We start from the raw sequence: 25,455 nt of genomic DNA on the forward strand, positions 1-25,455 counted from the left end.
CACTGTACCTGATAAAATTCGTTACGCAACTTTATTAGCATGCAAAAGCAAATCCCGCCAGCCAGCCCCTGTTCCTTATCCCCTCGGATAACAGGGAAAATTTGCCCCCGAAGCGACCCAGGCGTAGACTATTGTCACTGTTTAAGGAGTGGAATATGCAGAATACGACCCAACCCATTGACCGAGCTTCATTGCTTATCGAAGCAAACAAACTCATTCGCGACCATGAAGACACCCTGACGGGAATTGAAGCGACTGGCGTGGAACAACGTAATGGCGTGCTGGTGTTCAGCGGTGAATACTTCCTTGATGAACAAGGGCTACCCACCCCGAAAAGCACCGCCGTGTTTAACATGTTTAAATACCTGGCGCATACCCTCTCAGAGAAGTACCACCTGGTCGATTAAAACGAAAACGCGAGGCATCTGCCTCGCGTTTTTCTTTACAGCAGCGGCTTTTGGCCGCGCTGCAACCAGCGTAGCAGCAGGCGATCCGCGCTTTCTGCCGCGCTATTGGTAAAACGGTCGAGCAGGCGCTTACGTCGGGTGAAGCGCACCCCCACCAGCTCACGGCCTTCCATCAGGTTGAGCAGGAGGTCATCGCTGGTACCCACTTCATCCACCAGCCCTTTCTCCTGCGCCTGCGTGCCGTACCAGTGTTCGCCCGTAGCCACCTGCTCAATGTCCAGCGTTGGGCGCATGCGGTGCACGAAATCTTTGAACAGATGGTGGGTTTCGTTCAGATCTTCCCGGAATTTCTGCCGTCCCTCTTCGGTATTTTCGCCGAGCAGCGTCAGCGTACGTTTGTACTGACCCGCCGTATGCAGTTCGATGTCGATCTCTTTATTTTTCAGGAAACGATTGAAGTTAGGGATCTGCGCGACCACCCCAATCGAGCCGATAATGGAGAACGGTGCCGCGACGATTTTATCCGCCACGCACGCCATCATATAGCCGCCACTCGCCGCGACCTTATCTACCGCAACGGTGAGCGGGATCTGTTTGTCCCGCAGACGTTGTAACTGCGAAGCCGCCAGTCCATACCCATGCACTACGCCGCCCGGGCTTTCAAGGCGTACCACCACCTGATCCTGGGCTGTCGCCACGGCCAGCACCGCCGTCACTTCTTCACGCAGAGAGGAGACTTCATGCGCATCCATGCTACCTTTAAAATCGAGCACATAGACGCGCGGTTTTGCGTCAGCCTGTGGCGTGGCGAGCTTAGCTTTCGCCTTCGCGGCTTTGGCGTCCTGCTTATGTTTTTTCTTCTGGGCTTTTAGCCACAGCTTCTGTTGATGATCGTCAAGCAGCGCCAGAGACATCTCCTCCTGCATCTCTTTATACTGCTCGCTCAGGCGGGTAATGCGTAACTCACCACGCTGACGCTTACGCTGCGTCAGGTTGACAATCAGGACGGCAATCACCGCGACAGCAATAACCACCGTCGCGATTTTGGCCAAAAACAACCCATACTGAGAAAGTAATTCCACGCGTTCCACCTTGATTTAACCACGAATCTTTCACGCCAGTGTACAACAGCCCTGCGCAGGCGTCTCGTTCTGGACATTACCTCTGCGAGGCGGCTTCAGGAATCCCCCGTTTCTGGTTTAAATCTTTGCAAATTGTTAATTTCCCAGCGTTCTGTCCTGTAGACTGATTGAATTCTGACGCTGTTTCGGGCATAAAGCCGAAAAGTCATAAATAAAGGTGCAAGTCACGCCCAATGCGCCTGAGGAGCCACCGTGCATTATCAGCCACAAAAAAACCTTCTACAGAACCGCATCATTCTGGTTACCGGTGCCAGCGACGGGATTGGTCGCGAAGCGGCGCTGACCTATTCTGAATACGGTGCGAGCCTTATTCTGCTGGGACGTAATGAAGAAAAGCTCAAGGCCGTCGCCCGTGAAATCGAAAACGCCGGCGGTACCCCCACGCCCTGGTATACGCTCGATCTGCTGACCTGTACGTCAGCGTCATGTCAGGCCCTTGCCCAGCGTATCAGCACGCATTATCCGCGTCTGGACGGCGTACTGCACAACGCGGGGTTACTGGGCGAAGTGCGCCCGATGGATGAACAGGATCCGGAGATTTGGCAGCAGGTGATGCAGGTTAACGTCAACGGGACGTTTTTCCTGACCCAGGCCTTGCTTCCTTTATTACTCAACTCCGATTCCGGCTCGCTGGTATTTACCTCCTCCAGCGTGGGGCGTCAGGGGCGTGCGAACTGGGGGGCTTACGCCGTCTCAAAATTTGCCACCGAAGGAATGATGCAGGTGCTGGCCGAAGAGTACCAAAGCCGCCACCTGCGGGTTAACTGTATTAATCCAGGCGGTACGCGCACCAAAATGCGCGCCAGCGCCTTCCCGACAGAAGATCCGCAGAAGCTTAAAACCCCGGCCGATATCATGCCCCTTTACCTGTGGCTGATGGGTGACGACAGCCGTCGCAAAACCGGATTGACCTTCGATGCCCAGCCAGGCCGCAAACCGGGGATATCGCAATGAGTGATGATCGTCATCAGCAGCGCCAGCAGCGTCTGAAAGAACAGGTTGATGCACGCGTGGCGGCCGCTCAGGACGAGCGCGGTATCCTAATCGTGTTCACCGGCAACGGCAAAGGCAAAACCACCGCCGCATTTGGGACCGCCACCCGCGCAGTCGGGCATGGGCAGAAAGTGGGCGTGATCCAGTTTATCAAGGGTGAATGGCCCAACGGCGAGCGTAATCTGCTCGAGCCGCATGGCGTTGAGTTTCAGGTAATGGCAACCGGTTTTACCTGGGATACCCAGAACCGGGAAACCGATACCGCAGCCTGCCTCGCCGTCTGGGAGCATGCCAAAAGAATGCTTTCAGACCCGTCGCTGAACATGGTGTTGCTGGATGAGATCACCTATATGGTCGCCTACGACTACCTGCCGCTGGAGGCCGTGCTGGCTGCCCTGAAAAACCGCCCAGCGCATCAGACGGTTATCATCACGGGGCGCGGGTGTCATCGGGACATTCTGGAGCTGGCCGATACCGTCAGCGAGCTGCGTCCGGTTAAGCATGCGTTCGATGCGGGTATCAAAGCGCAAATGGGGATTGATTACTGAAGAAAAAAAGCCCGGTATATTCACCGGGCTTTTCGATTAACCGTTGTTATTACGGCTGCCAGAGCGGCGATTGCTGCTAACCTGGCTGTGACGCTTCACCGCACGGCGGATTTGATTCGCCTTCATGCGACGACGATCTTTCTCTACCGCCACTTTCGACGTGGTTTCTGGCGTCAGGCCAACCAGATCGCGCAGGTAGTTGGTTTGCGTCAGATCCAGTTCGGTATAGCCGCCACGTGGCAGGCCTTTCGGCAGCAGAATGTCGCCATAGCGGACGCGAATCAAACGGCTCACCTGGACACCGACCGCTTCCCACAGACGACGCACCTCGCGGTTACGTCCCTCTGTCAGGGTAACGTTGTACCACTGGTTAATGCCTTCACCACCGGTAAACTTGATGGTTTTGAACGCCGCAGGGCCGTCTTCCAGCTGAACGCCACGCGACAGGTCGCGCAGTTTGTTCTCATCAACCTGGCCGAAAACACGAACGGCGTATTCACGTTCCACTTCACGACTCGGGTGCATCAGACGGTTTGCCAGTTCACCATCGGTGGTGAACAGCAGCAGGCCGCAGGTATTCACGTCCAGACGCCCTACGGCAATCCAGCGAGCGCCACGCAGTTTTGGCAGACGGTCAAACACCGTCGGGCGGCCTTCCGGATCGTTGCGGGTACACAGTTCGCCTTCCGGCTTGTAGTAAGCCAGTACGCGGCAGATCTGTTCAGCAGACTCTTTCACGGAGATAAGATGGCCGTCAATGCGGATCTTCAGCCCCGGTACGATTTCAACGCGGTCACCGAGCGTGGCGATTTTACCGTCCACACTCACGCGGCCTGCTTCAATAATGGCTTCGATTTCACGGCGCGAACCGTGGCCGGCGCGCGCCAGCACTTTCTGTAACTTCTCGCTCATTGAGCTTCCTCAGGTGTCGCCTTCACAGGCGTCGAATAGACACTAACAAATCTATATAAATCAATGCGTTAGCATGTTTAGTTGAAGGTCATTATACGCGATGTTCACCACATTGTAACCTACTTTGTTGTACAGCCTGTTCACCACCTAAAACTTACCCTCTGATTAAGTTTTAAGCAAAAAAAAGTAAGTGTTGCGCATCTGTTCACAAGCGCGAGTATGAAAGATTTGAAATAAGTAGTAATTTTTAAGTTTTTATGGTAGCCGCGCCCTTGACAAGGCATGGGATGATGTGCTACCCTACACACGAAGTCCGCGAGCGAAGCGAGTGAGGTTTGTCTCTCGAAGAGAGAGAATTACCTTTGCACAATAGTGATCTTTCATGTTAGTCATGAAAGAGAGTGTATGTCTGTTCCTGTGTGTCAATCACTACTCAAGTGTACACTCTATCTCTGATCTGAATTAACCTAACCTTGATAATAATCCTTCTTGTTACTCTCTGATGTAGGCAGGAGTAATCCGAAGTCATACTCTGACCCAACTAACCTTTAACTTAACCTTAAACTTTATCCTGCATTATCTCTTCCCGTTGCTCACCGATGACCACCACCAGAGATTCATCATGATGAGATTCCAGATTAAGCTGGAGAATCGTCTCGATGATGGCAGTCTTCAACATCTTCATTTAACCACTTCCACCAGCCCCGGTGCGCATTACAGCCTATCTCCCTGATGTTTACCCACCCTTTGAGCGCAAGCAGCACAGGACGCAGTAGACGAAGCGTGAACAGCTATTCGGAACAATGCCAAAGCTGGACCACGGTAAGCCGTCGCCCTTCTCACTGGTGCAATGACGATACCAAGGAATCGCCCTGCAACATCCAGAAGATGATTCCCCGAGCCACCAGTGCCGCTATCTGACGTAGTGGACAGCGGAAGCCCCGATCAAATGCCTACGCTCTAACGAGTGCTACTGGCCATTCTCTCTGACAGCTTCGCTGTATTCCCACTATCCAATCCCCCTCATGCAGATCCAGACAATACAACTCGTAATGCACATTTAAATACAGAAGTCAACAAAAATCAATTGACAAAAAATGCTTTTTAGTGTATTATAAACATTAGGAAAGCAATGTTGTGAACAAACGCCTCTGAGCGATAGTTTTTGTTCTTAGAATCTACTTCTTACTATTCCCATAGTTAGTATCGTATAGCGCAGCTTGCGCACTCTCCGCAGAATAAAGCCTCCCGGAAGCTAAACGTTTTAAAGTCGATGATTCCCAGATCACCCGGTCTGATTATTTCGGTTGTGTTGGACGTTTGGGCAATCCTTCCGAGGAGGCTTTCCTATGCTCAAAGAAAAGGAAAACTCATACAGTTGAAAAGTCAAAATCTGAAAGAAATTAAAAAGTGGCTCCCTCGTTTCGAATACCACATCTATCGTGACAGGTTACGCCAGTATGGTATGCCAACCACTCCACACCGAGTTGCATTTATGTACTGGGCCGAAGAAATCATGAAACATTGCTTCACGTTCGAGGACTTCGTAGATGAATGGAGCAATGGCAATGAGCACCGAGAAATAAATCGATGGGTGGATAGTGGAGTTCTCAGCATGGAATACTTTGAAGGAAAATTCTATTACGTCACCTCGTACATTGTTGGAGGTGTAAGCCCATTTTATTGTCACACCTGCAACCGAATCAACATTAAGAAACTTCTATCTATAAAGGAGCAATGTCCTCATGACTAAGCTACCAGCAGCATTCACCAAAGAAATAAAAGCCGAGTTTAAAATACAGCGTGATCAATACGTAGCTGATTACATCGAATCCCATCTCACGGATGTTTTCAGTATCTCTGATTTTTATCCGGTAGTGCTCATTAAGCTACAGACCGCTATTCAAGATGGGTACGAAATCGCGGAGTTTGAGCGCCAGCCATTCTACAACATTGGTGATCCTGCAATGCGTATCGTGATGAACAAAAAGCAGCAGGAAATCGACACAGAGCGCCGTTCCCTCACAGAGGCAGCAGAAGCAGCTTTAATGGCCTCCCTTGAGGCTCAAGCGGAAGAGCTATACCAACAGATGGTTGCAGAGGAAGAACGCCGTAAACGTGCAGAAGCAGCCGCGCAAGCAGCAGCAGAAACCGAGGCTCTCACCTTCTCTGGTCGCCTACGTGCATCCTTTGTGAAAGGCTCCCATGTTTGAACCTTATGCGCAGAAGCGCAACCCGGCAAAACTCGCCCAGAGGAGCGCCAGCGACTACCGGAAAATGATGATCGCCGAGCAGGACGGGAGGGACTTCATAACAGGCTCACCACTGACAGATCCGGTTATTGACCATGACCACAGGACGGGACATTGCCGCCTGATCCTGAACCGTGTGACGAATGCCATAGAAGGCGACTTTAATCTCATCCTGTCTCGTGTTGCTTATCGTGAAGATTTTACTCCGCTTTTGTGGGAAGTTTATTTTGGCTTTCACGATACCTTGTACGATGAATTATACAATGCCGCGCTTGAGCGCCGGAATGGTTATTTAAAAGAACACCACTTCAGATTTATCTTAAAACAGTTTGCGGTGTATTACGCCGTGCGATTCGACCACCTCAACCATTTGGAGTATTACAGATGACTACAAAAGCAGAGAAATCATTATCATGGCTTAGAAGCTACTGGAACAACCAACCACCAGCAGAGATAGCCAAATCTGAGATTCAGCTATTCAGTAAGGAAGTGAATAAACTAACGATTGGGGAGTTCTACCAGTGGCTATTATCCGAAGGTTACATCTTTAAAAATAAGGATACTAAATAATGCTGCAACTTAAAATAGCTCGAGATCTGCTGACGTGGATTGATGCAAGCAAGGGTGATGACAGTCGCCCAACTTTTATTATCAAGACATTACGTAAGGTAATGACGAACGAGGAAACGAATGAATCCAAAGCTACAAATAGAAAAGCTGATTGACCATCTACAGAAACAGAAATACGCTTTTATCTCCGCTCAAGGTAAAATACTTCTCCACCACATCCCCACTAACACAAATCACGGTCTGGACATTCTCGAACGGGAATACTATTTATCGACTGGTGAGCAGTGGCGACGAAGTTATTTAAACCTACTCTGGGATCACATTCCTTTTATCAAGGTGAATGAATTCAACCCGACGCAGCCCTACGGTATCGACCAGAACGGCACACTGAACACATTCAGGCGCTGGCGCAGTGATAAGACACCAGCGGCAGATCTGACACTATGGCACTCCTACCTGGCCCGACTCTTCCCCGACCAGACAGACCGCGCCACAGTGAGCGCGTACATGGCGCACATGTTCCAGCACCCGGAACAGCGCCCAAGCTGGCACATCGTGATCCCAAGCGACACCGGAACGGGCAAGGGTTTTTTGTTCAATCAAATCTTGTCACCGCTCCTGATGCACCAGACAACGCTGTACAGCAATTACAGCACCCTAACCAGCGTCCATAACGATGCTATGGCCCGTACAATCCTGATCCTGTTTGATGACCCGCCGCCAGCCACGCGCAACATGGCAGACCGTCTAAAGAGCATTCAGACAGAACCGGTTATCGAAATTAACCGGAAGTACGAACAGCCCCGTAAAGTGCCAACATTTACAAGATTCTTCACCTTTTCAAACAGTGAAAGTCCGATTGAAGTGGAGGCGAATGACCGCCGCCATTATTGCACTCACTACATACGCCACAAGGTGAGCAGGGAGGAAACCGCCGAGTTTATCACCTGCCTTGCGGAGTGGCTCGCCGTTGGCGGTCTGGAAGCCGTACACGCCTGGCTAATGGCTTACCCCTTGTCCGAGTTCACCCCTTATCGCCCACCTTACAGCGTGGCGCTGGAACGCATGAAACAAGCCAGCATCACCGAAGAGCAGAACGAAGCGGAGATCTTCACTGGAGAGAATCCGGCGTTTGCATTCAAGGCATTCCATGATGCTTGTCCATCGTTCCCGCGACCACAGGATGCGAGTCAATGGTTACGTGACAACGGCTATGTCAGTGCCAGAGTGAACACCAGAGCAGGGTTAAAATCAGTTTGGTATCGAGCGCCGCAGGACGGCAGCGGGAAAATCCCGGAGAGCGCCCTTTCCTGGTTTGTCGATAAATACTATCCAACCCCGACGAAATGATCAGGGCTACAGGGCTACGATTTTAGCCCTGTATTTTGAAACCCGCGCCGCTACAGGCCTGATCAGGGCTACAGGGCTAACAGGGCTACTTATTAAGTATTCTTAGATCTGTTCTACAGCTTCACCATTTTCCAAATGGGAATAACAGGAGCACCAGCGTTTCCCGACTATCAATTTTTAAAAGTTTGATAGGCAAATGCCTAACAACTTCCTTAAAGCAAAATCTGAAATCACTCATACCGTGGATCGGTATCGCCGCCCGGATTTTCGGGCTTCGTTCCTTCCACATTCACGCCGCCTGACGCGCTCCAGCGTACAGCCAGCACATCAAAAAAGATCCAAATTTTACAGGAGGACATTACATGTCAGGACGTACCCACGCAGCATACGTAAATTATTTCCAGAACGGTCGCAAGGCCCACCGTTTAGCCGAGGTTGAGCGCCAGCTTGCCGCAGAGACAAGCCACCAGCAAGAGAAGCGCCAGCTCGAAGCGGAAGCACGGAGCGCTGAGAACATCGCAGACCATTTCCCAAGAGTGATCCCGGATACGCCTTTAATCGAAATGCACCCCGGCTACTACATTCACCGCCTTGAGTGGGAAGCTCACCGCGACGGCTTGAGCGTGGTCACGGTCACAGACGAACGAACCACCAGAGATCCCGAACTTGTTTCCTATCAGTGGAACCACTTTGTAATCACGCACCGCAGCCCCTGGGCACTTGAGGACTACCGAATCAGATACTACCCGTTTAGCCTCCCGGAACATGTAGCGAAATAGCACAGTATTTCGACACACCAAAATCCGGGTCTTTTCCCCTTCAAGATTGTATCGAAATAGTATTGATCAATTTAATCGACACACCTATAATCGATACACACTAAATCGCTACGCTCAACAGAACAGGGAAACTACAATGGCTAACATCGGTTACATTCGAGTAAGTACAGATAAACAATACACAGAGCGCCAGCTCGACGGCGTGACACTTGATGAAAAGTTTGAAGAGAAGGTAAGCGGCAAGAATACCAACCGTCCCAAACTCCAGGAGATGATTGCTTACGTTCGTAAAGGCGACGTGATCCACGTTCACAGCCTTGACCGCTTAGGGCGTAACCTCCGTGATGTTCTCGACATTATCGAGCACGTTAAAGCCAAAGGCGCAAGCGTCCAATTCCACAAGGAAGGGATAACAGCAGGAGCAGAAGCCAACGCCGCCAGCAACCTTATGCTAAACATCTTCGCGGCTATGTCACAGATGGAACGTGAAATGATGCTCGAACGCCAGGCAGAAGGCTACGCAGCAGCCAAAGCAGCGGGACGCAAAGGCGCTCGTGGTAATGGCGCAGCGGTTGACCGTGTAGGGATTGTGTCAGCACTTGCCGCTGGTCAGTCTATCCGAACCATAGCGAAAGATTTCAACGTGTCCACCAGCACCGTGCAGCGTATCAAGACCGAACAAGCCGCCGCCTAACAAGATTCCTTTTGAGGCCACAAGCCACTGATATTTAAGGAATTCTACCGCTGGAATTGGGTACGTCGCGGAAATCGTGTTAAACATCTCAAGTAATGGCGCAACACACATCACCTGGTAAACGTCTTGTTTATACACTGATACGGATGATGCGAAGTAGATTATTGTTAAATTAGTCGCTTGCCATCCTTCCCTACGACCTTTTCTCCATCTTCCTTAATGAACTCGCCTTTCTGAGGGTTTGGAAGAATGTCCAATACCACTTCTGATGGACGGCAAAGGCGTGTTCCAAGTGGCGTAACGACAATCGGACGGTTGATCAAAATGGGATGACTTAGCATTGCCTCTATCAATTCTTCATCGGTGAAACGGTCTTCTGTTAAACCAAGTTGCTCGTATGGTTCAACATTTTTTCGTAGCAACGCACGAACACTGATCCCCATCGCGCTAATCAATTCCTTGAGTTTATCCCTGTCTGGAGGTGTTTCCAGATAGAGAATCACAGTTGGCTCAACACCGCTATTTTGAATTAAAGCCAGCGTATTACGGGATGTTCCACATGCTGGATTGTGGTAAATGGTTATGTCAGTCATGATTATTCTCTTATCTTACAGGGAAAACGACAGGCGCAATGCCAGCGCACTAAGGGTAACGAACAGCACAGGCAGCGTCATAATCACGCCTACGCGGAAGTAGTACCCCCAACTTATTTTTATGCTTTTCTGTTCAAGGACATGCAACCAAAGCAGCGTTGCAAGACTTCCTATGGGTGTGATTTTTGGTCCCAGATCGCAGCCAATCACGTTGGCATAGATCATCGCTTCCTTGATAATCCCTGATGCCATACTTCCATCTATCGACAAAGCACCAATCAAAACAGTGGGCATGTTGTTCATGATGGATGACAAGAACGCAGCTAAGAAGCCAGTTCCCAGCGTAGCGGCCCAGATACCTCTATCAGCAAGCTGGTTTAGAACACCCGAAAGATGTTCGGTTAGTCCTGCATTACGCAGACCATAAACAACCAGGTACATACCGAGCGAGAACACTACAATCTGCCAGGGCGCACCACGCAACACCTTGCCCGTATTAATCGAATGCCCTCGTTTGGCAACAAGAAAAAGTATTAAAGCCCCTGCTGCTGCAATCGCACTTACAGGTATTCCGAGAGGTTCGAGTACAAAAAAACCTATTAAGAGAAGCAATAGCACTATCCAACCAGTTCTGAACGTTGCCAGATCTTTGATAGCTTCTGCTGGCGCTTTTAACCGGGACAATTCATAAACGGCTGGAATGTCTTTACGGAAGAAGAGATGAAGTACCGCAAGCGTGGCAGCAATCGCCGCAAGGTCTACCGGAACCATCACGGAAGCGTAATCACTGAACCCAAGTTTGAAGAAGTCAGCGGAAACAATGTTCACAAGATTAGATACGATCAGCGGTAAACTTGCAGTATCAGCTATAAACCCGGCTGCCATAACGAAAGCCAGCGTTGTTTCTTTACTGAATCCCAACGCCAGTAGCATAGCAATAACAATCGGTGTAAGAATCAGCGCGGCTCCATCGTTAGCAAACAGAGCAGCAACAGCGGCCCCCAGCAACACTATGTAGGTAAATAGCAGCCGCCCACGTCCATTACCCCATCGGGCAACATGTAAAGCGCACCATTCAAAGAAGCCAGACTCATCAAGCAGTAAGCTGATGATGATAACCGCGATAAAGGCTGCGGTAGCATTCCATACAATGTGCCATACAACCGGGATGTCACTTATTTGTATAACCCCCGTAACCAAAGCCAGCACCGCACCAATTGAGGCAGTCCAGCCAATACTAAGCCCGCGAGGTTGCCAAATCACAAAGAAGATGGTTAGTGCGAAGATTGCTCCTGCCAATAACATTCCGAACCCCTTAAACACATTCGATTTAGTGAATGTATTTTTGTTATCATCCGCAAACAGCGGTATTTACGTTATTCAAAGATTGTCGTACTTCATCGCGCTGGCTACTCCAGGCAGTATCGATGATTGAAGCTGCCCATGCAGCCATGTGTGGTGAAAGACGATAATAGATCCATTTACCTTCTCGGCGATCCAGCACCAATCCGGCATCCCTTAGCAAAGCAATGTGGCGTGAAACCTTTGGCTGAGATTGGTTAGTGACCGAACATAGCTCGCAAACACACAACTCCCCAGCCTCACGCAGTAATAGAATAATCGTCGTGCGTGTCTCGTCTGCAAGTAGCTTGAAAAGTTGAACAGGTAACATCTGTAAGCAGCCTCAGATAAAAACGAATACATATGTTAATCCGCATGTGTTAAAAGTAAAGCATAGTGTACAAACTCTGGAGTAAAGCCATGAAGACATTCCCCGCTCTTAATACTGATTGCTTTGATGCAACCATAGCTGAAAAGGTCGGAGGTACAGCCATCCCTCCTCGCTTTCTTCTCCTTTACGGCTCAGTACGTCAGCGATCTTTTAGTCGATTTAGTGCCGAAGAAGCCGGGCGATTGCTTACGGAAATGGGTGCTGAAGTGAAAATTTTTAATCCTTCTGGTTTACCACTTCCTGACGATGCTCCTGAAACACATCCAAAGGTGCAAGAGCTACGGAGTTTGGTTCGGTGGTGTGATGGCATGGTGTGGAGTTCGCCAGAGCGACATGGCGCGATGAGTAGCATTCTGAAAGCCCAAATAGACTGGATTCCTTTAACAGAAGGAGCGATTCGCCCTTCCCAGGGAAAAACTTTGGCAGTGATGCAAGTTTGCGGTGGTTCCCAATCGTTTAACGCAGTTAACCAAATGCGTGTCCTTGGACGCTGGATGAGGATGTTTACTATCCCTAACCAATCATCGGTAGCAAAAGCATGGCAAGAGTTTGATGATGATGGACGAATGAAACCATCTTCTTATTACGACCGCATTGTTGATGTGATGGAGGAACTATTCAAAATCACACTGATTTTGAAAAACCATACTGAATACCTTGCTGACCGCTACAGCGAAAGAAAAGAAAATCACGAACAACTCTCTATCCGGGTGAATCAGCGGAAAATTTAAAAAATTGGTAAAGATAGCTGGTAATTGAAACCATAAAACCCGTTGGTGGGACAGCTTTACCAGTTTATGCCATCAACCACTGGAAGTAAGTCCCTCAGCGGTGGCCTATGTGTATACCGTGCTGTGATACCTAACGATTGAGTTCGGGAGTGTCCGACGCAAAACTGCACCATCACGGGCATCGCTTTTGTCATTGCCTCTGAAATAAAAGTATGACGAAGGGCATGGATCACCCTCTTTTGTCCAAATTCATTAAATTTTTGTATGTTGCAATCGGCCATGATGCTGTTCCACTCAAGCCCGATCTGCTCATACGTCGGTAAATCACCGAAAACAGGATCAGTGGGTTTGAGCGATTTAACACGCGCCAAAAGTAACTTTTCTGAGGTCTTGTTTAACGGTATCTGCCGCACAGCCTGTTCAGTTTTCCCGCCGTCAATGAAGACATACCAACGCCGTGTTTCTTCATCTTCGCGAATGTGCTCTTTACGGATAGCAGCAATTTCGCCCCGGCGTGCTCCGGTATAAATCAGAGTCAGGAAATAATCACGTCGCCAATCTTTGCAAGTATTCAAATACGTTACAAGGCGTTGCATCTCAGGTTTTGAGTAAGAGCCGCCCTTGTTCTCCGTTACCTCGTATTTGATCCCTTCTGTGGGGGCTTTCTCTAAAATGTCCTTTTCATCTTTCAGGAAGACTTTGAAGAACGAGGAATAAATCTTGAGATGCTTTTGGACGTTAGCGCTGCTCATCAAATCCTCTTCCGGTACATCAAAATCAATACACTCCGTAAGCGTCATTTCGGAATAAGGTTTTTTATTTCGACGGGGAAGATTTTCAATAATGGTTATAGTTTGCCGTATGTGCTGCTTCGTGATCACTCCGACAGGAAGATCACCGATAACATGCAACAACACATTATAGAAGCGCTGGTTTTCGTTGGCGACAGCCGCCACCCAGTCCTTTCCTTTTTCAGTGGTAAACATTTTCCATGAAACAGAAAGCAGAGGCGTATCGTTACTTTCAGACTCAACCGTTGGCGCTACAGCATGTTTAGCTGCTGGCTTCTTCAATCGCTCGGCTTCTGTCAGCTTGAATTGCATCTCTTCGACCAAAGAGCGATATCGAACAAGATCACCAGAATAGAAAGCGTCGTAGGCTTGGTGGAGCATAGCCTGATGTAAATCAATCTGCCCCGCCACATCGTAAGCCTGTTCAACATCACGTTGATCAAAGGAAACCTTCTTCATCAGCAAAGTGGCAAGAAGCATCCGCGCCGTTGAATCATCACCGTTATACACTCGGTTCAGATGTATCTCAGCACGGCCTTTAGCCTCTGTAACGTTGGCAGTCGGGGAGATTGCTGCATCTGGATCGATCTTGCGTTGCATCCGTCCAAGTTCCGGCATTCGTTTAGCTTCATCAACACCCATCCTAAGCCAGTCCAACAGATAAGTGTCGAAATCGCGCTGAGTGGCTTCCCTGAAACCGTCAATGTGCATTTTGAACTGTTCGATGGACAGCGAACCATTTTGAACAAGGGGGATGTATGCACTAAGACGTGACATTGTAACCCCGACCGCTTGCAATGAATCTGTGCCGAGGCTACGACGGAAAAATGTTCCGTCGGGAAGTCGAAAGTTGATGTAGTAGACGTTACCGCGCTTCGTCGTGAATCGAGGAGTCTTGTTGTACACTCTGTTCCTCATTGCGTTACCCATTTTGTTATACATTTCATGGAGTTAACGCTAACACTTTGATTTGATTCGGTGATTTTTCGCCTTCACAGGCGTCGAATCAGGTCAAAAACAGGGCGGCGCCCTGCTTTGATGGCCGCGTAGTATATCTGCTTACACCCTTACAAGAAAGGCTTAACATCGCCCACGCCTTCACGAATCACTTCTGGCGCGTCTTCGGTGAGATCCACCACGGTGGTCGGCTGCTGGCCAAGATAGCCGCCATGAATAATCAGCTCCACCACCTTCTCCAGACGATCTTTGATCTCTTCCGGGTCGGACTCGGTAAACTCACTGCCCGGCAGCATCAGCGATGTGGAGAGCATCGGCTCGCCGAGGGTTTCCAGTAGCGCCTGGGCAATCGGGTTCGACGGCACGCGCATGCCGATGGTTTTACGTTTTTCCTGCAACAGACGACGCGGCACCTCTTTTGTCCCCTTCAGAATGAAGGTGTAGTTACCCGGCGTGTTGTTTTTAATCAGACGAAAGGCCACGTTATCAACATAAGCATAGGTCGACAGCTCAGAGAGATCGCGACACATCAGGGTGAAGTTGTGGCCATCCGGCAGCTGGCGGATGCGACAGATGCGCTCCATCGCCCCTTTATCCTCAATTTTACAGCCCAGCGCGTAGCCAGAATCGGTTGGGTAGACGATAACGCCGCCTTTGCGGACGATCTCCACGGCCTGATTAATCAGACGTGGCTGGGGGTTATCCGGATGGATATAGAAAAACTGACTCATACTTCCCTCTCTTCAATTTGCTGTGGCTGTTCCCAGAGCTGCCAGACAGGCTCAACGCCCGCGGGTAACCAGAGCTTGCGCCCCAGTTCAATCCACGCGCAGGGCTGATGGAAATCTGAACCCTGTGACCCAAGCAGACCAAACTGACGGGCGTAGGTCGCGAGCTGCGAACGCTCATTGGGTGCCTGCTGACACTGGGCAACTTCCATCGCCTCACCGCCGCAGTCGGCAAAGTGTGCCAGCAGTCTTTTCAGCCATTTAGCAGAAAGATTATACCGCCCCGGATGGGCCAGCACGGCCTTACCGCCAGAATGATGAATCACATCAATAGCTTGTTTTATTGTACACCACTGTGGGGGAACGTATCCGGTTTTCCCGCGCGCCAGATACTTTTTAAAGACATTCGCCATGGTCGTCGCCTTACCGGCATCCACAAGAAAACGGGCGAAATGGCCGCGCGTCACCGCCCCACCGTTCGCCAGCGTTCGCGCGCCTTCCAGCGCACCGGGAATATGCGCTTTTTCCAGACGTTCGCCAATCATCTCCGCGCGTTGATTGCGGCGTGTTTTTTGTTCTTGCAAAAAAGCACGCATGGCCGGATGTTCTGTATCGATATTCAGGCCAACGATATGAATTTCGTGGTTTTCCCAGACCGTCGAGATCTCAACCCCGGCCACCAGATCCAGCGCCAGTCCGCTGCGGGCAATCTCGGCGCGCGCGGCAGGAATGCCGTCAGTGGTATCGTGATCGGTTATTGCCAGCGTGCCGACACGCATTTCAACGGCGCGATGGACCAGAGCTTCGGGTGTCAGCAGGCCATCTGAAGCCTGCGTATGGCTATGTAAATCATAAATTACGGCGTAGGTGATATCGCTCAAAGCACTTCCCATAACAGGTTGGAGACATCCGAAGCCCCTATGATACCGACTAACCGTGAAATACTGAAATCAGGGGTTGACAACACGCCATCGAACTAGTTAACTAGTACGCAAGTTCACACGAGAAAGGTATCTGAAAATGACAGCACATTTCGCTCTGCACGGTTGGTGGCGTACTTCCTGATCTTCGGGCAGTGTCACACGTCTGCGATAAGCAAACAGATACCCGGCCCGCTCCTAAGCGGGCTTTTTTTTGAACAGAATATGAGAACAATAACATGCAAACAGCCAAACCCCACCTCGAACTACTGACCTGCGAGGCGGCCTATCGCCATAACCCTACCGCGCTGTTTCATCAGGTGTGCGGCGCACGTCCCGCGACGCTGCTGCTGGAGTCAGCTGATATCGACAGTAAGGACGACCTCAAAAGCCTGCTGCTGGTTGACAGCGCGCTGCGCATTACCGCGTTAGGTGACACCGTCACTATCAGGGCGTTGTCTGACAATGGCGCGTCGCTCCTGCCGCTGCTGGATGCGGCGCTGCCTTCAGGCATTGAAAATGAACGCCACCCGGACCTGCGTATTCTGCATTTCCCGCCGGTGAGCCAGCTGCTGGATGAGGATGCCCGCCTCTGCTCGCTCTCCGTTTTTGACGCCTTTCGCCTGCTGCAAAATCTGGTGGCCGTGCCGGAAGTTGAGCGCGAAGCAATGTTTTTTGGCGGGCTGTTTGCTTACGACCTGGTTGCTGGCTTTGAAGATTTACCGGAAACCGAGCAGGGAAACCGCTGCCCGGACTACTGTTTCTACCTGGCCGAAACCCTGCTGGTGATCGACCATCAGAAAAAATATACCCGCATCCAGGCCAGCCTTTTCACTCCGTCTGAGTCTGAGAAAAATCGCCTCGCGCAGCGCATCGCCCAACTGCAACAGCAGATGTCAGAAGCACCGCCCGCGCTCCCGGTGCAGCGTGTTGAAAAGATGACCTGCGAGGTGAGTCAGACCGACGATCAGTACGGCGCGGTGGTACGTCAGATGCAAAAAGCGATTCGTGCCGGGGAGATTTTCCAGGTAGTGCCGTCCCGTCGCTTCACACTGCCCTGCCCGTCGCCGCTGGCGGCTTACGATGTGCTGAAAAAGAGCAACCCAAGCCCGTACATGTTCTTTATGCAGGACAATGATTTCACCCTGTTTGGCGCGTCGCCGGAAAGCTCCCTCAAGTACGACGCCACCAGCCGCCAGATTGAGATCTACCCGATAGCGGGAACCCGTCCACGCGGCCGTCGTGCCGATGGCTCCCTGGACCGCGATCTCGACAGCCGCATCGAACTTGAAATGCGTACCGACCATAAAGAGCTCTCCGAACACCTGATGCTGGTTGACCTGGCGCGTAACGATCTGGCACGTATTTGCACCCCAGGCAGCCGCTACGTGGCGGACCTGACCAAAGTCGACCGCTACTCCTTCGTCATGCACCTGGTATCCCGCGTGGTGGGTGAACTGCGCCACGACCTCGACGTTCTGCATGCCTACCGCGCCTGCATGAACATGGGCACCCTGAGCGGCGCGCCGAAAGTCCGCGCCATGCAGCTGATCGCCGAAGCGGAAGGACGCCGTCGCGGCAGCTACGGTGGTGCCGTGGGCTATTTCACCGCTCACGGTGACCTTGATACCTGCATCGTGATCCGCTCCGCCTACGTTGAGGACGGCATTGCCACCGTCCAGGCCGGGGCCGGGATTGTGCTGGATTCTGTTCCGCAGTCGGAAGCCGACGAAACCCGCAGTAAAGCGCGCGCGGTACTGCGCGCCATTGCTACCGCACACCATGCACAGGAGATTTTCTGATGGCTGACATTCTGCTGCTCGATAATATCGACTCCTTTACCTACAACCTGGCAGATCAGCTGCGTGCGAATGGTCACAATGTCGTTATCTATCGCAACCACGTTCCGGCCCAGACGCTGATTGACCGTCTGGCGACCATGCAAAACCCGGTGCTGATGCTCTCCCCGGGCCCAGGCGCACCGAGCGAAGCAGGCTGTATGCCTGAGCTGTTGACCCGTATGCGCGGCAAGCTGCCGATTATCGGCATCTGCCTCGGCCACCAGGCGATTGTCGAAGCCTACGGCGGTTACGTGGGTCAGGCGGGGGAGATCCTCCATGGTAAAGCGTCAAGTATTGAACATGACGGTCAGGCGATGTTTGCCGGTCTGCCGAACCCGCTTCCGGTAGCGCGTTACCACTCGCTGGTCGGCAGCAACATTCCGGCCGGGCTGACCATTAACGCCTCGTTTGAAGGGATGGTGATGGCGGTGCGTCACGATGCGGATCGTGTCTGCGGGATGCAGTTCCACCCGGAATCTATCCTGACGTCCAACGGCGCGCGCCTGCTGGAGCAAACGCTCGACTGGGCGCTACAAAAGCTGGAGCAGACCAACACCCTGCAACCGATTCTGGAAAAACTGTATCAGGCTCAGACCCTGAGCCAGCAGGAGAGCCATCAGCTGTTCTCCGCCGTCGTGCGCGGCGAGCTGAAGCCTGAGCAGCTGGCCGCTGCGCTGGTGAGCATGAAGGTACGTGGCGAAAGCCCGCAGGAGATCGCCGGCGCGGCAACCGCGCTGCTGGAAAATGCCGCCCCGTTCCCGCGCCCGGACTATCCATTTGCAGATATTGTCGGGACCGGTGGCGACGGCAGTAACAGTATCAATATTTCCACCGCCAGCGCCTTTGTGGCCGCGGCATGCGGTCTGAAGGTGGCGAAACACGGCAACCGCAGCGTGTCCAGCCGTTCAGGATCGTCCGACCTGCTGGCGGCTTTCGGTATCAACCTGGACATGAACGCCGAGCGTTCCCGTGAAGCGCTGGATGACCTGGGCGTCTGTTTCCTGTTCGCGCCGAAGTATCACACCGGTTTCCGCCACGCGATGCCGGTTCGCCAGCAGCTCAAAACCCGCACGCTGTTTAACGTGCTCGGTCCACTCATTAACCCGGCGCACCCGCCGCTGGCGCTGATTGGCGTTTACAGCCCGGAACTGGTCCTGCCGATTGCGGAGACGCTGCGCGTCCTCGGTTACCAACGCGCCGCCGTGGTACACAGCGGCGGGATGGATGAAGTTTCCCTGCATGCGCCCACGCTGGTGGCGGAACTGAATAACGGCGAAGTGCTGAACTATCAGCTTGAGGCCGCTGACTTCGGGTTGACCCCGTACCATCAGGACGCCCTGGCGGGCGGCACGCCGGAAGAAAACCGTGACATTCTCACGCGCTTATTACAAGGTAAAGGTGAGGCCGCCCATGAGGCCGCCGTGGCGGCCAACGTAGCCATGCTGATGCGTTTACATGGCGAGGAAGATCTGAAAGCCAACGCCCAAAAAGTTCTGGACGTACTGCGCTCCGGTGCAGCTTACGATCGCGTTACCGCACTTGCGGCAAGAGGGTAAATAATGCAGACCGTTTTAGCGAAAATCGTCGCCGATAAGGCCATCTGGGTGGAAGCCCGTAAGCAACAGCAGCCGCTCGCCAGTTTTCAGAACGACGTCGTTCCGAGCAGCCGTCGTTTTTATGATGCGCTCCAGGGCGTGCGTACCGCGTTTATTCTGGAGTGTAAAAAAGCGTCTCCGTCCAAAGGCGTGATCCGCGACGATTTCGACCCGGCGCGTATTGCCGGTATCTACAAGCATCATGCGTCTGCCATTTCTGTGCTGACGGATGAGAAATATTTCCAGGGCAGCTTCGATTTTCTGCCCGTTGTCAGCGGCATCGCGCCGCAGCCGATTCTGTGCAAAGACTTTATTATCGACCCGTATCAGATCTGGCTGGCGCGCTTTTACCAGGCAGATGCCTGCCTGCTGATGCTCTCCGTTCTGGATGACGAGCAGTATCGCCAGCTCTCCGCCGTCGCGCACAGCCTGAATATGGGCGTGCTGACCGAAGTGAGCAACGAAGAGGAGCTGGAGCGCGCCATCGCGCTGGAAGCCAAAGTGGTCGGCATTAACAACCGCGACCTGCGCGACCTGTCGATTGACCTCAACCGTACGCGCCAGCTTGCGCCGCGTCTGGGCGCGGGCGTCACGGTGATCAGCGAATCCGGGATTAACAGCTACGCTCAGGTGCGCGAACTCAGCCACTTTGCCAACGGTTTCCTGATCGGCTCCGCGATGATGGAACACGACGATCTTAATGCGGCCGTGCGCCGCGTGCTGTTGGGTGAGAACAAAGTCTGCGGCCTGACCCGTGCCCAGGATGCGCAGGCCGCATATGAAGCGGGCGCAATCTATGGTGGTCTGATCTTTGTCGAGTCCTCTCCTCGCGCAGTAAATGAAGAACAGGCGCGCAAGGTGATCGCGGCTGCGCCACTGAGCTACGTGGGCGTGTTCCGCAATGCGGATATTAACGACGTTGCGGCAAAAGCGGACGCGTTATCCCTGAGCGCGGTCCAGCTGCACGGCGATGAAGATCAGGCGTACATCGATGCTCTGCGACATGTTCTGGCGCCTCAGGTTCAGATCTGGAAAGCGCAAAGCGTTGGCGCCACCCTGCCCGCGCGTAACCTGAAGCATGTTGATAAATACGTGCTCGACAACGGCCAGGGCGGCACGGGGCAGCGTTTTGACTGGTCACTGCTGCGTGGCGAAGTGCTGGACAATGTCCTGCTGGCAGGGGGATTAAGCCCCGATAACTGTGTCGAAGCGGCCAAAACCGGCTGCGCCGGCCTCGATTTCAATTCAGGCGTAGAGTCCCAACCGGGCATTAAAGACGCCAGCAAGCTGGCATCGGTATTTAAAACTCTGCGTGCATATTAAGGAAGAGAAGATGACGACATTACTTAACCCGTATTTTGGTGAGTTCGGTGGGATGTATGTCCCACAAATCCTGATGCCCGCGCTGCGCCAGCTGGAAGAAGCGTTCGTGAGCGCACAGAAAGATCCGGCGTTTCAGGCGGAGTTTACTGACCTGCTGAAAAACTACGCCGGTCGTCCGACTGCGCTGACAAAGTGCCGCAACCTGACCGAAGGCACTAAAACTACGCTGTATCTTAAGCGTGAAGATCTGCTGCACGGTGGCGCGCATAAAACTAACCAGGTGCTTGGCCAGGCGCTGCTCGCGAAGCGGATGGGTAAAACCGAAATCATCGCCGAAACCGGCGCGGGGCAGCACGGTGTGGCCTCAGCGCTCGCCAGCGCCCTGCTCGGTCTGAAATGCCGCATTTACATGGGGGCGAAGGACGTTGAGCGCCAGTCGCCAAACGTGTTCCGTATGCGTCTGATGGGGGCGGAAGTGATCCCGGTGCACAGCGGTTCTGCCACGCTGAAAGATGCCTGTAATGAAGCGCTTCGCGACTGGTCTGGCAGCTACGAAACCGCCCACTACATGCTCGGTACCGCCGCGGGCCCGCACCCGTTCCCGACCATCGTGCGTGAATTCCAGCGCATGATCGGCGAAGAGACTAAAGCGCAGATCCTCGAAAAAGAGGGTCGCCTGCCGGATGCGGTGATCGCCTGCGTTGGCGGCGGATCTAACGCCATCGGCATGTTTGCCGATTTTATCGACGAAACCAGCGTTGGGCTGATTGGCGTTGAGCCTGCCGGCCACGGCATTGAAACGGGCGAGCATGGTGCGCCGCTGAAGCATGGCCGCGTGGGGATCTACTTCGGCATGAAGGCCCCGATGATGCAGACCGATGAAGGGCAGATTGAGGAGTCTTACTCAATCTCTGCCGGGCTGGATTTCCCGTCCGTAGGGCCGCAGCACGCGTTCCTCAACAGCACCGGCCGCGCGGATTATGTCTCCATCACCGATGACGAAGCGCTGGAGGCCTTCAAAACGCTGTGCCGCAATGAAGGGATCATCCCGGCGCTGGAGTCTTCCCACGCGCTGGCGCACGCGCTGAAAATGATGAAGGAAAACCCGGAAAAAGAGCAGCTGCTGGTGGTAAACCTTTCCGGTCGCGGTGACAAAGATATCTTCACCGTTCACGATATTCTGAAAGCACGAGGGGAAATCTGATGGAACGCTACGACAACGCATTTACACAACTGAAAGCTCGCCAGGAAGGCGCCTTCGTTCCCTTCGTGACGCTGGGCGACCCCGGCCCGGAGCAGTCGCTGAAGATTATCGACACCCTGATTGATGCCGGTGCCGACGCGCTGGAGCTCGGTATTCCGTTCTCCGATCCGCTGGCGGATGGCCCGACCATTCAGAACGCAACGCTACGCGCGTTTGCCGCGGGCGTGACGCCGAGCCAGTGCTTTGAAATGCTGGCGGCGATCCGTCAGAAGCACCCGACCATTCCGATCGGCCTGCTGATGTACGCCAACCTGGTGTTCAGCCGCGGTATTGATGCGTTTTACGCAGAGTGCGCCCGCGTGGGCGTTGACTCCGTGCTGGTGGCTGACGTGCCCGTTGAAGAGTCTGCGCCATTCCGTCAGGCGGCAATGCGCCACAACGTCGCGCCGATTTTCATCTGTCCACCGAATGCCGATGACGATCTGTTGCGCCAGATTGCCTCTTACGGACGAGGTTACACCTACCTGCTCTCCCGTGCGGGCGTCACCGGTGCGGAAAACAAAGCCGCGCTGCCGCTGCATCATCTGGTGGAGAAGCTGGCAGAATACCATGCTGCACCGCCGCTTCAGGGCTTTGGCATTTCCTCACCGGATCAGGTTACTGCGGCAATTGACGCGAAAGCCGCCGGAGCCATTTCCGGTTCGGCTATCGTGAAAATCATCGAGAAGAACGTGGATAAGCCAGAGCAGATGCTGGCTGAGTTACACGCATTCGTCACATCCATGAAAGCGGCCACGCGCAAGGCGTAACCGTTAACACCGTCTGGCCCCGGCGTCAGGCGGTTTTCCCTTCTCTCTTCCTGAAAGAAGCAGGTCAAAATTGATCCTGTCGATATTTTCGGTGTGAATGACTTTCCAAACTTTCGCGTAAGCGTATGATCTGGGCTCTTTTTAGCGTTACCCTTCTGAGTTCAGAGGTTATTCATGTCATGGCATTCCTTCAAACAGACTTACCTGGTTAAGTTCTGGTCACCTGTTCCGGCCGTTATCGCGGCAGGCATTCTCTCTACTTATTATTTCGGTATTACCGGCACCTTCTGGGCTGTTACGGGCGAGTTTACCCGCTGGGGTGGGCAGCTATTACAGCTGGCAGGTGTCCATGCCGAAGAGTGGGGCTACTTCAAACTGATCCATCTTGATGGCACACCGCTGACCCGCATCGACGGGATGATGATCATTGGCATGTTCGGCGGCTGTTTTGCGGCCGCGCTGTGGGCCAACAACGTTAAGTTGCGCATGCCGAAAAGCCGCATCCGCATTATGCAGGCCGTGGTCGGCGGCATCATTGCCGGGTTTGGCGCCCGCCTGGCGATGGGCTGTAATCTGGCCGCGTTCTTTACCGGTATTCCGCAGTTCTCGCTGCATGCCTGGTTCTTTGCCGTCGCCACCGCCATCGGCTCCTACTTCGGTGCTAAATTCACCCTGCTGCCGCTGTTCCGCATTCCGGTGAAAATGACGAAAGTTAGCGCTGCCTCTCCGTTAACGCAAAAACCCGATCAGGCGCGTCGTCGCTTCCGCCTCGGTATGCTGGTCTTTTTTGCCATGGTTGCCTGGGCGATTTGCACGGCGATGAATCAGCCAAAACTCGGCCTGGCCATGCTGTTCGGCGTCGGTTTTGGTCTGCTGATTGAACGCGCGCAGATCTGCTTTACCTCCGCGTTTCGCGATATGTGGATCACCGGACGCACCATGATGGCGAAGGCGATCATTGCCGGTATGGCCGTGAGCGCGATCGGCATCTTCAGCTACGTTCAGCTCGGCGTGGAACCGAAAATCATGTGGGCGGGCCCAAATGCCGTCGTTGGCGGGCTGCTGTTTGGTTTTGGCATCGTGCTGGCGGGCGGGTGTGAAACCGGCTGGATGTATCGCGCTGTGGAAGGCCAGGTGCATTACTGGTGGGTGGGTCTGGGTAACGTGATTGGCTCTACCATTCTGGCCTACTACTGGGATGACGTCTCTCCGGTACTGGCAACAAACTGGGACAAGGTCAACCTGCTGAATACCTTTGGTCCACTCGGGGGGCTCCTGGTGACCTATGCCCTGCTGCTTATCGCCTTCTTACTGGTTGTTGCACAAGAGAAGCGCTTCTTCCGACGCGCCACCGCCAAAACTGAAACTCAGGAGAATGCCGCATGAAAGAGATCGTGCCTGATTATCGTCTCGATATGGTGGGTGAACCTTGCCCTTACCCGGCCGTCGCCACGCTTGAAGCGCTACCGCAGCTAAAGAAAGGTGAAATTCTGGAAGTGGTGAGCGATTGCCCCCAGTCGATCAATAACATTCCTCTTGATGCCAAAAATCACGGCTATACCGTGCTGGATATCCAGCAGGACGGACCAACCATTCGTTATTTAATTCAGAAGTGACTTCACGATCGAAAAAGGCCTCTCAGAGGCCTTTTCTAGTTTACTGGCTTTGGCCACCGTCGTCGTCTGAGCTTCGGCAGGCATGAATGAATGGTGAGACGTGTTCCGCAAACGGAACAGATAGCACCGTGAGGTAGGCTATGTGCTGGGCTGAACGTCGTGAACTGAAACTGTTTACCTGCACAAACCGGACACTCAAATTTGATGTTGGGGATATCCCCTCCAGCCAGGTGTATGGAACAACCACCATACAGCAATCACCGGCTGACAGGGGATATATCTTCTGTCAGAAACGATAGCCTGCTGAGAACATAAATACCCACGGATCCAGTCGGGTATTGATACTTTGCTGCTGCCCGCCAGCTTTAAAGCGCACGTCCGTATCAATGTCCATATACCAGACCGAGGCGTTGATCAGCCAGTCACGGTTAATCAGATAATCCAGACCAACCTGCCCCGCCATACCCCACGAGTCTTTCAGGCTGAGATCGGAGAGCCCGGCCTTTTTACCGGTATCGTTAAATTTCTCATCAAAGAAGGTGGTGTAGTTAACCCCTGCACCAATATAAGGGCGCACCTTGCTGCTGGAATCGCCGAAGTACCACTGCGCCATCAGCGTTGGTGGCAAATGGTGAACCGTGGCAATGTCCCCGGTCGGTCCTAAACCGACGCGGTGACGGAATGGCGTGGCGGCTAAAAGCTCGACGCCAACGTTATCCGTTGCCATATACGTAAACGTCAGGCCTAACTGGGTGTTATTGCTGACGTTAAACCCGCCCATACCCAGTACATTATCGGACCCTTCCGTTGGACGTACCGTTGCCGAACCGGCACGAATAAAGAATTCGCCTGCTTCATGCGCGTACGCGCCGCCAGAGAGACTGCTTAAGATAAGGGCTGCCACCGCTAATTTTTTCATATCCGCTCCATCGTTGTGGTTTTAATTGCGGAGGAGAATATACTCACAA

The 25,455-nt window shown here is 52.9% G+C and carries 28 protein-coding genes and 1 other annotated feature; of the genes, 18 read left to right on the forward strand and 10 right to left on the reverse strand.

The genetic code is table 11. The annotated features are described in order from the left end of the window. Positions 1-155: 155 nt before the first annotated feature. Positions 156-407 carry a YciN family protein gene (locus ACOTX5_RS05290; protein WP_040117736.1) on the forward strand — a complete coding sequence of 84 codons (252 nt, stop codon included), beginning with the start codon at positions 156-158 and terminating at the stop codon, positions 405-407. 35 nt (positions 408-442) lie between these two features. On the opposite strand, the gene sohB is transcribed toward ACOTX5_RS05290, so the two are convergent. After that, complete coding sequence (gene sohB, locus ACOTX5_RS05295) at positions 443-1,489, reverse strand: protease SohB (protein WP_023296716.1); 1,047 nt, start codon at positions 1,487-1,489, stop codon at positions 443-445. Between the two features lie 252 nt (positions 1,490-1,741). On the opposite strand from sohB, the gene ACOTX5_RS05300 reads away from it, so the two are divergent. Then, on the forward strand, positions 1,742-2,503 hold the full coding sequence (locus ACOTX5_RS05300; protein WP_045911819.1) for a YciK family oxidoreductase: 762 nt from the start codon (positions 1,742-1,744) through the stop codon (positions 2,501-2,503). Next, complete coding sequence (gene cobO, locus ACOTX5_RS05305; RefSeq protein ID WP_045911820.1) at positions 2,500-3,090, forward strand: cob(I)yrinic acid a,c-diamide adenosyltransferase; 591 nt, start codon at positions 2,500-2,502, stop codon at positions 3,088-3,090. The genes ACOTX5_RS05300 and cobO overlap by 4 nt, the downstream gene beginning before the upstream one ends. A gap of 36 nt (positions 3,091-3,126) precedes the next feature. Here cobO and rluB read toward each other — a convergent pair whose 3' ends face one another. After that, on the reverse strand, positions 3,127-4,002 hold the full coding sequence (gene rluB / locus ACOTX5_RS05310) for a 23S rRNA pseudouridine(2605) synthase RluB (protein ID WP_003856794.1): 876 nt from the start codon (positions 4,000-4,002) through the stop codon (positions 3,127-3,129). Positions 4,003-4,561: 559 nt separating this feature from the next. Further along, positions 4,562-4,687 (reverse strand): hypothetical protein, encoded by a 126-nt coding sequence (locus ACOTX5_RS05315; protein ID WP_006810850.1) that lies wholly within the window; start codon positions 4,685-4,687, stop codon positions 4,562-4,564. Positions 4,688-5,747: 1,060 nt separating this feature from the next. Here ACOTX5_RS05315 and ACOTX5_RS05320 point away from each other — a divergent pair. The 6 genes from ACOTX5_RS05320 to ACOTX5_RS05345 all read left to right on the forward strand — a co-directional run bounded on the left by ACOTX5_RS05320 (position 5,748) and on the right by ACOTX5_RS05345 (position 9,647). Next, on the forward strand, positions 5,748-6,215 hold the full coding sequence (locus ACOTX5_RS05320; protein ID WP_047353326.1) for a hypothetical protein: 468 nt from the start codon (positions 5,748-5,750) through the stop codon (positions 6,213-6,215). Beyond that, positions 6,208-6,642 carry a hypothetical protein gene (locus tag ACOTX5_RS05325; RefSeq protein ID WP_006810853.1) on the forward strand — a complete coding sequence of 145 codons (435 nt, stop codon included), beginning with the start codon at positions 6,208-6,210 and terminating at the stop codon, positions 6,640-6,642. Before ACOTX5_RS05320 ends, ACOTX5_RS05325 begins: the two co-directional genes overlap by 8 nt. 181 nt (positions 6,643-6,823) lie before the next feature. Further along, positions 6,824-6,979: a hypothetical protein gene (locus tag ACOTX5_RS05330; protein ID WP_154591465.1), complete on the forward strand. Its 156-nt coding sequence runs from the start codon at positions 6,824-6,826 to the stop codon at positions 6,977-6,979. Further along, on the forward strand, positions 6,945-8,174 hold the full coding sequence (locus ACOTX5_RS05335; protein ID WP_006810855.1) for a primase-helicase family protein: 1,230 nt from the start codon (positions 6,945-6,947) through the stop codon (positions 8,172-8,174). The genes ACOTX5_RS05330 and ACOTX5_RS05335 overlap by 35 nt, the downstream gene beginning before the upstream one ends. Before the next feature lie 362 nt (positions 8,175-8,536). Then, the gene (locus tag ACOTX5_RS05340) at positions 8,537-8,953 is read left to right on the forward strand and encodes a hypothetical protein (RefSeq protein ID WP_006810857.1); all 417 of its coding nucleotides are present in this window, start codon (positions 8,537-8,539) and stop codon (positions 8,951-8,953) included. A gap of 136 nt (positions 8,954-9,089) precedes the next feature. Continuing rightward, the gene (locus tag ACOTX5_RS05345; RefSeq protein WP_001273865.1) at positions 9,090-9,647 is read left to right on the forward strand and encodes a recombinase family protein; all 558 of its coding nucleotides are present in this window, start codon (positions 9,090-9,092) and stop codon (positions 9,645-9,647) included. A gap of 167 nt (positions 9,648-9,814) precedes the next feature. Here ACOTX5_RS05345 and arsC read toward each other — a convergent pair whose 3' ends face one another. Genes arsC through ACOTX5_RS05360 form a run of 3 tightly spaced genes read right to left on the reverse strand, consistent with a single transcriptional unit; the run spans position 9,815 to position 11,912 of the window. Further along, positions 9,815-10,240 (reverse strand): glutaredoxin-dependent arsenate reductase, encoded by a 426-nt coding sequence (gene arsC, locus ACOTX5_RS05350; RefSeq protein WP_006810858.1) that lies wholly within the window; start codon positions 10,238-10,240, stop codon positions 9,815-9,817. A 15-nt stretch (positions 10,241-10,255) separates the two neighbouring features. Continuing rightward, complete coding sequence (locus ACOTX5_RS05355) at positions 10,256-11,545, reverse strand: arsenic transporter (protein ID WP_006810859.1); 1,290 nt, start codon at positions 11,543-11,545, stop codon at positions 10,256-10,258. 46 nt (positions 11,546-11,591) lie between these two features. Beyond that, a complete protein-coding gene (locus ACOTX5_RS05360; protein WP_006810860.1) occupies positions 11,592-11,912 on the reverse strand; it encodes a metalloregulator ArsR/SmtB family transcription factor in 321 nt (106 codons plus the stop codon). Positions 11,913-12,001: 89 nt separating this feature from the next. On the opposite strand from ACOTX5_RS05360, the gene arsH reads away from it, so the two are divergent. Further along, positions 12,002-12,703, forward strand: coding sequence for an arsenical resistance protein ArsH (gene arsH / locus ACOTX5_RS05365; RefSeq protein WP_000847113.1), 702 nt, complete (start codon positions 12,002-12,004; stop codon positions 12,701-12,703). 56 nt (positions 12,704-12,759) lie between these two features. On the opposite strand, the gene ACOTX5_RS05370 is transcribed toward arsH, so the two are convergent. The 3 genes from ACOTX5_RS05370 to rnm form a co-directional block, all read right to left on the reverse strand. Further along, the gene (locus ACOTX5_RS05370) at positions 12,760-14,400 is read right to left on the reverse strand and encodes a tyrosine-type recombinase/integrase (protein ID WP_223832631.1); all 1,641 of its coding nucleotides are present in this window, start codon (positions 14,398-14,400) and stop codon (positions 12,760-12,762) included. A gap of 161 nt (positions 14,401-14,561) precedes the next feature. Next, complete coding sequence (locus tag ACOTX5_RS05375) at positions 14,562-15,182, reverse strand: L-threonylcarbamoyladenylate synthase (protein ID WP_003856793.1); 621 nt, start codon at positions 15,180-15,182, stop codon at positions 14,562-14,564. Beyond that, a complete protein-coding gene (gene rnm, locus ACOTX5_RS05380) occupies positions 15,179-16,072 on the reverse strand; it encodes an RNase RNM (protein ID WP_045911821.1) in 894 nt (297 codons plus the stop codon). The genes ACOTX5_RS05375 and rnm overlap by 4 nt, the downstream gene beginning before the upstream one ends. A gap of 127 nt (positions 16,073-16,199) precedes the next feature. On the opposite strand from rnm, the gene trpL reads away from it, so the two are divergent. The 8 genes from trpL to yedF all read left to right on the forward strand — a co-directional run bounded on the left by trpL (position 16,200) and on the right by yedF (position 24,487). Continuing rightward, a complete protein-coding gene (gene trpL / locus ACOTX5_RS05385) occupies positions 16,200-16,244 on the forward strand; it encodes a trp operon leader peptide (RefSeq protein WP_071524153.1) in 45 nt (14 codons plus the stop codon). Beyond that, positions 16,221-16,315: a sequence feature (Trp leader region), on the forward strand. (Overlaps the previous gene by 24 nt.) 23 nt (positions 16,316-16,338) lie before the next feature. Further along, a complete protein-coding gene (locus ACOTX5_RS05390; RefSeq protein WP_017384222.1) occupies positions 16,339-17,901 on the forward strand; it encodes an anthranilate synthase component 1 in 1,563 nt (520 codons plus the stop codon). Next, a complete protein-coding gene (trpD, locus tag ACOTX5_RS05395; protein WP_017384223.1) occupies positions 17,901-19,496 on the forward strand; it encodes a bifunctional anthranilate synthase glutamate amidotransferase component TrpG/anthranilate phosphoribosyltransferase TrpD in 1,596 nt (531 codons plus the stop codon). Before ACOTX5_RS05390 ends, trpD begins: the two co-directional genes overlap by 1 nt. A gap of 3 nt (positions 19,497-19,499) precedes the next feature. Beyond that, positions 19,500-20,858 carry a bifunctional indole-3-glycerol-phosphate synthase TrpC/phosphoribosylanthranilate isomerase TrpF gene (trpCF, locus tag ACOTX5_RS05400; protein ID WP_045911822.1) on the forward strand — a complete coding sequence of 453 codons (1,359 nt, stop codon included), beginning with the start codon at positions 19,500-19,502 and terminating at the stop codon, positions 20,856-20,858. 10 nt (positions 20,859-20,868) lie between these two features. Next, positions 20,869-22,062 carry a tryptophan synthase subunit beta gene (trpB, locus tag ACOTX5_RS05405; RefSeq protein ID WP_003856780.1) on the forward strand — a complete coding sequence of 398 codons (1,194 nt, stop codon included), beginning with the start codon at positions 20,869-20,871 and terminating at the stop codon, positions 22,060-22,062. Continuing rightward, positions 22,062-22,871 (forward strand): tryptophan synthase subunit alpha, encoded by an 810-nt coding sequence (gene trpA, locus ACOTX5_RS05410; protein ID WP_045338127.1) that lies wholly within the window; start codon positions 22,062-22,064, stop codon positions 22,869-22,871. The genes trpB and trpA overlap by 1 nt, the downstream gene beginning before the upstream one ends. 174 nt (positions 22,872-23,045) lie before the next feature. Further along, complete coding sequence (gene yedE, locus ACOTX5_RS05415) at positions 23,046-24,257, forward strand: selenium metabolism membrane protein YedE/FdhT (protein ID WP_045911823.1); 1,212 nt, start codon at positions 23,046-23,048, stop codon at positions 24,255-24,257. Beyond that, positions 24,254-24,487 carry a sulfurtransferase-like selenium metabolism protein YedF gene (gene yedF, locus ACOTX5_RS05420; RefSeq protein WP_003856774.1) on the forward strand — a complete coding sequence of 78 codons (234 nt, stop codon included), beginning with the start codon at positions 24,254-24,256 and terminating at the stop codon, positions 24,485-24,487. Before yedE ends, yedF begins: the two co-directional genes overlap by 4 nt. Positions 24,488-24,773: 286 nt before the next feature. Here yedF and ompW read toward each other — a convergent pair whose 3' ends face one another. Beyond that, entirely contained in the window at positions 24,774-25,406 is a 633-nt protein-coding gene (gene ompW / locus ACOTX5_RS05425; RefSeq protein WP_023303840.1) for an outer membrane protein OmpW, read from the reverse strand. Positions 25,407-25,455: the final 49 nt, after the last annotated feature.

Source organism: Enterobacter cloacae complex sp. IR5441, from assembly GCF_049238215.1.
In the GTDB taxonomy this organism is placed as follows: domain Bacteria; phylum Pseudomonadota; class Gammaproteobacteria; order Enterobacterales; family Enterobacteriaceae; genus Enterobacter; species Enterobacter hormaechei_C.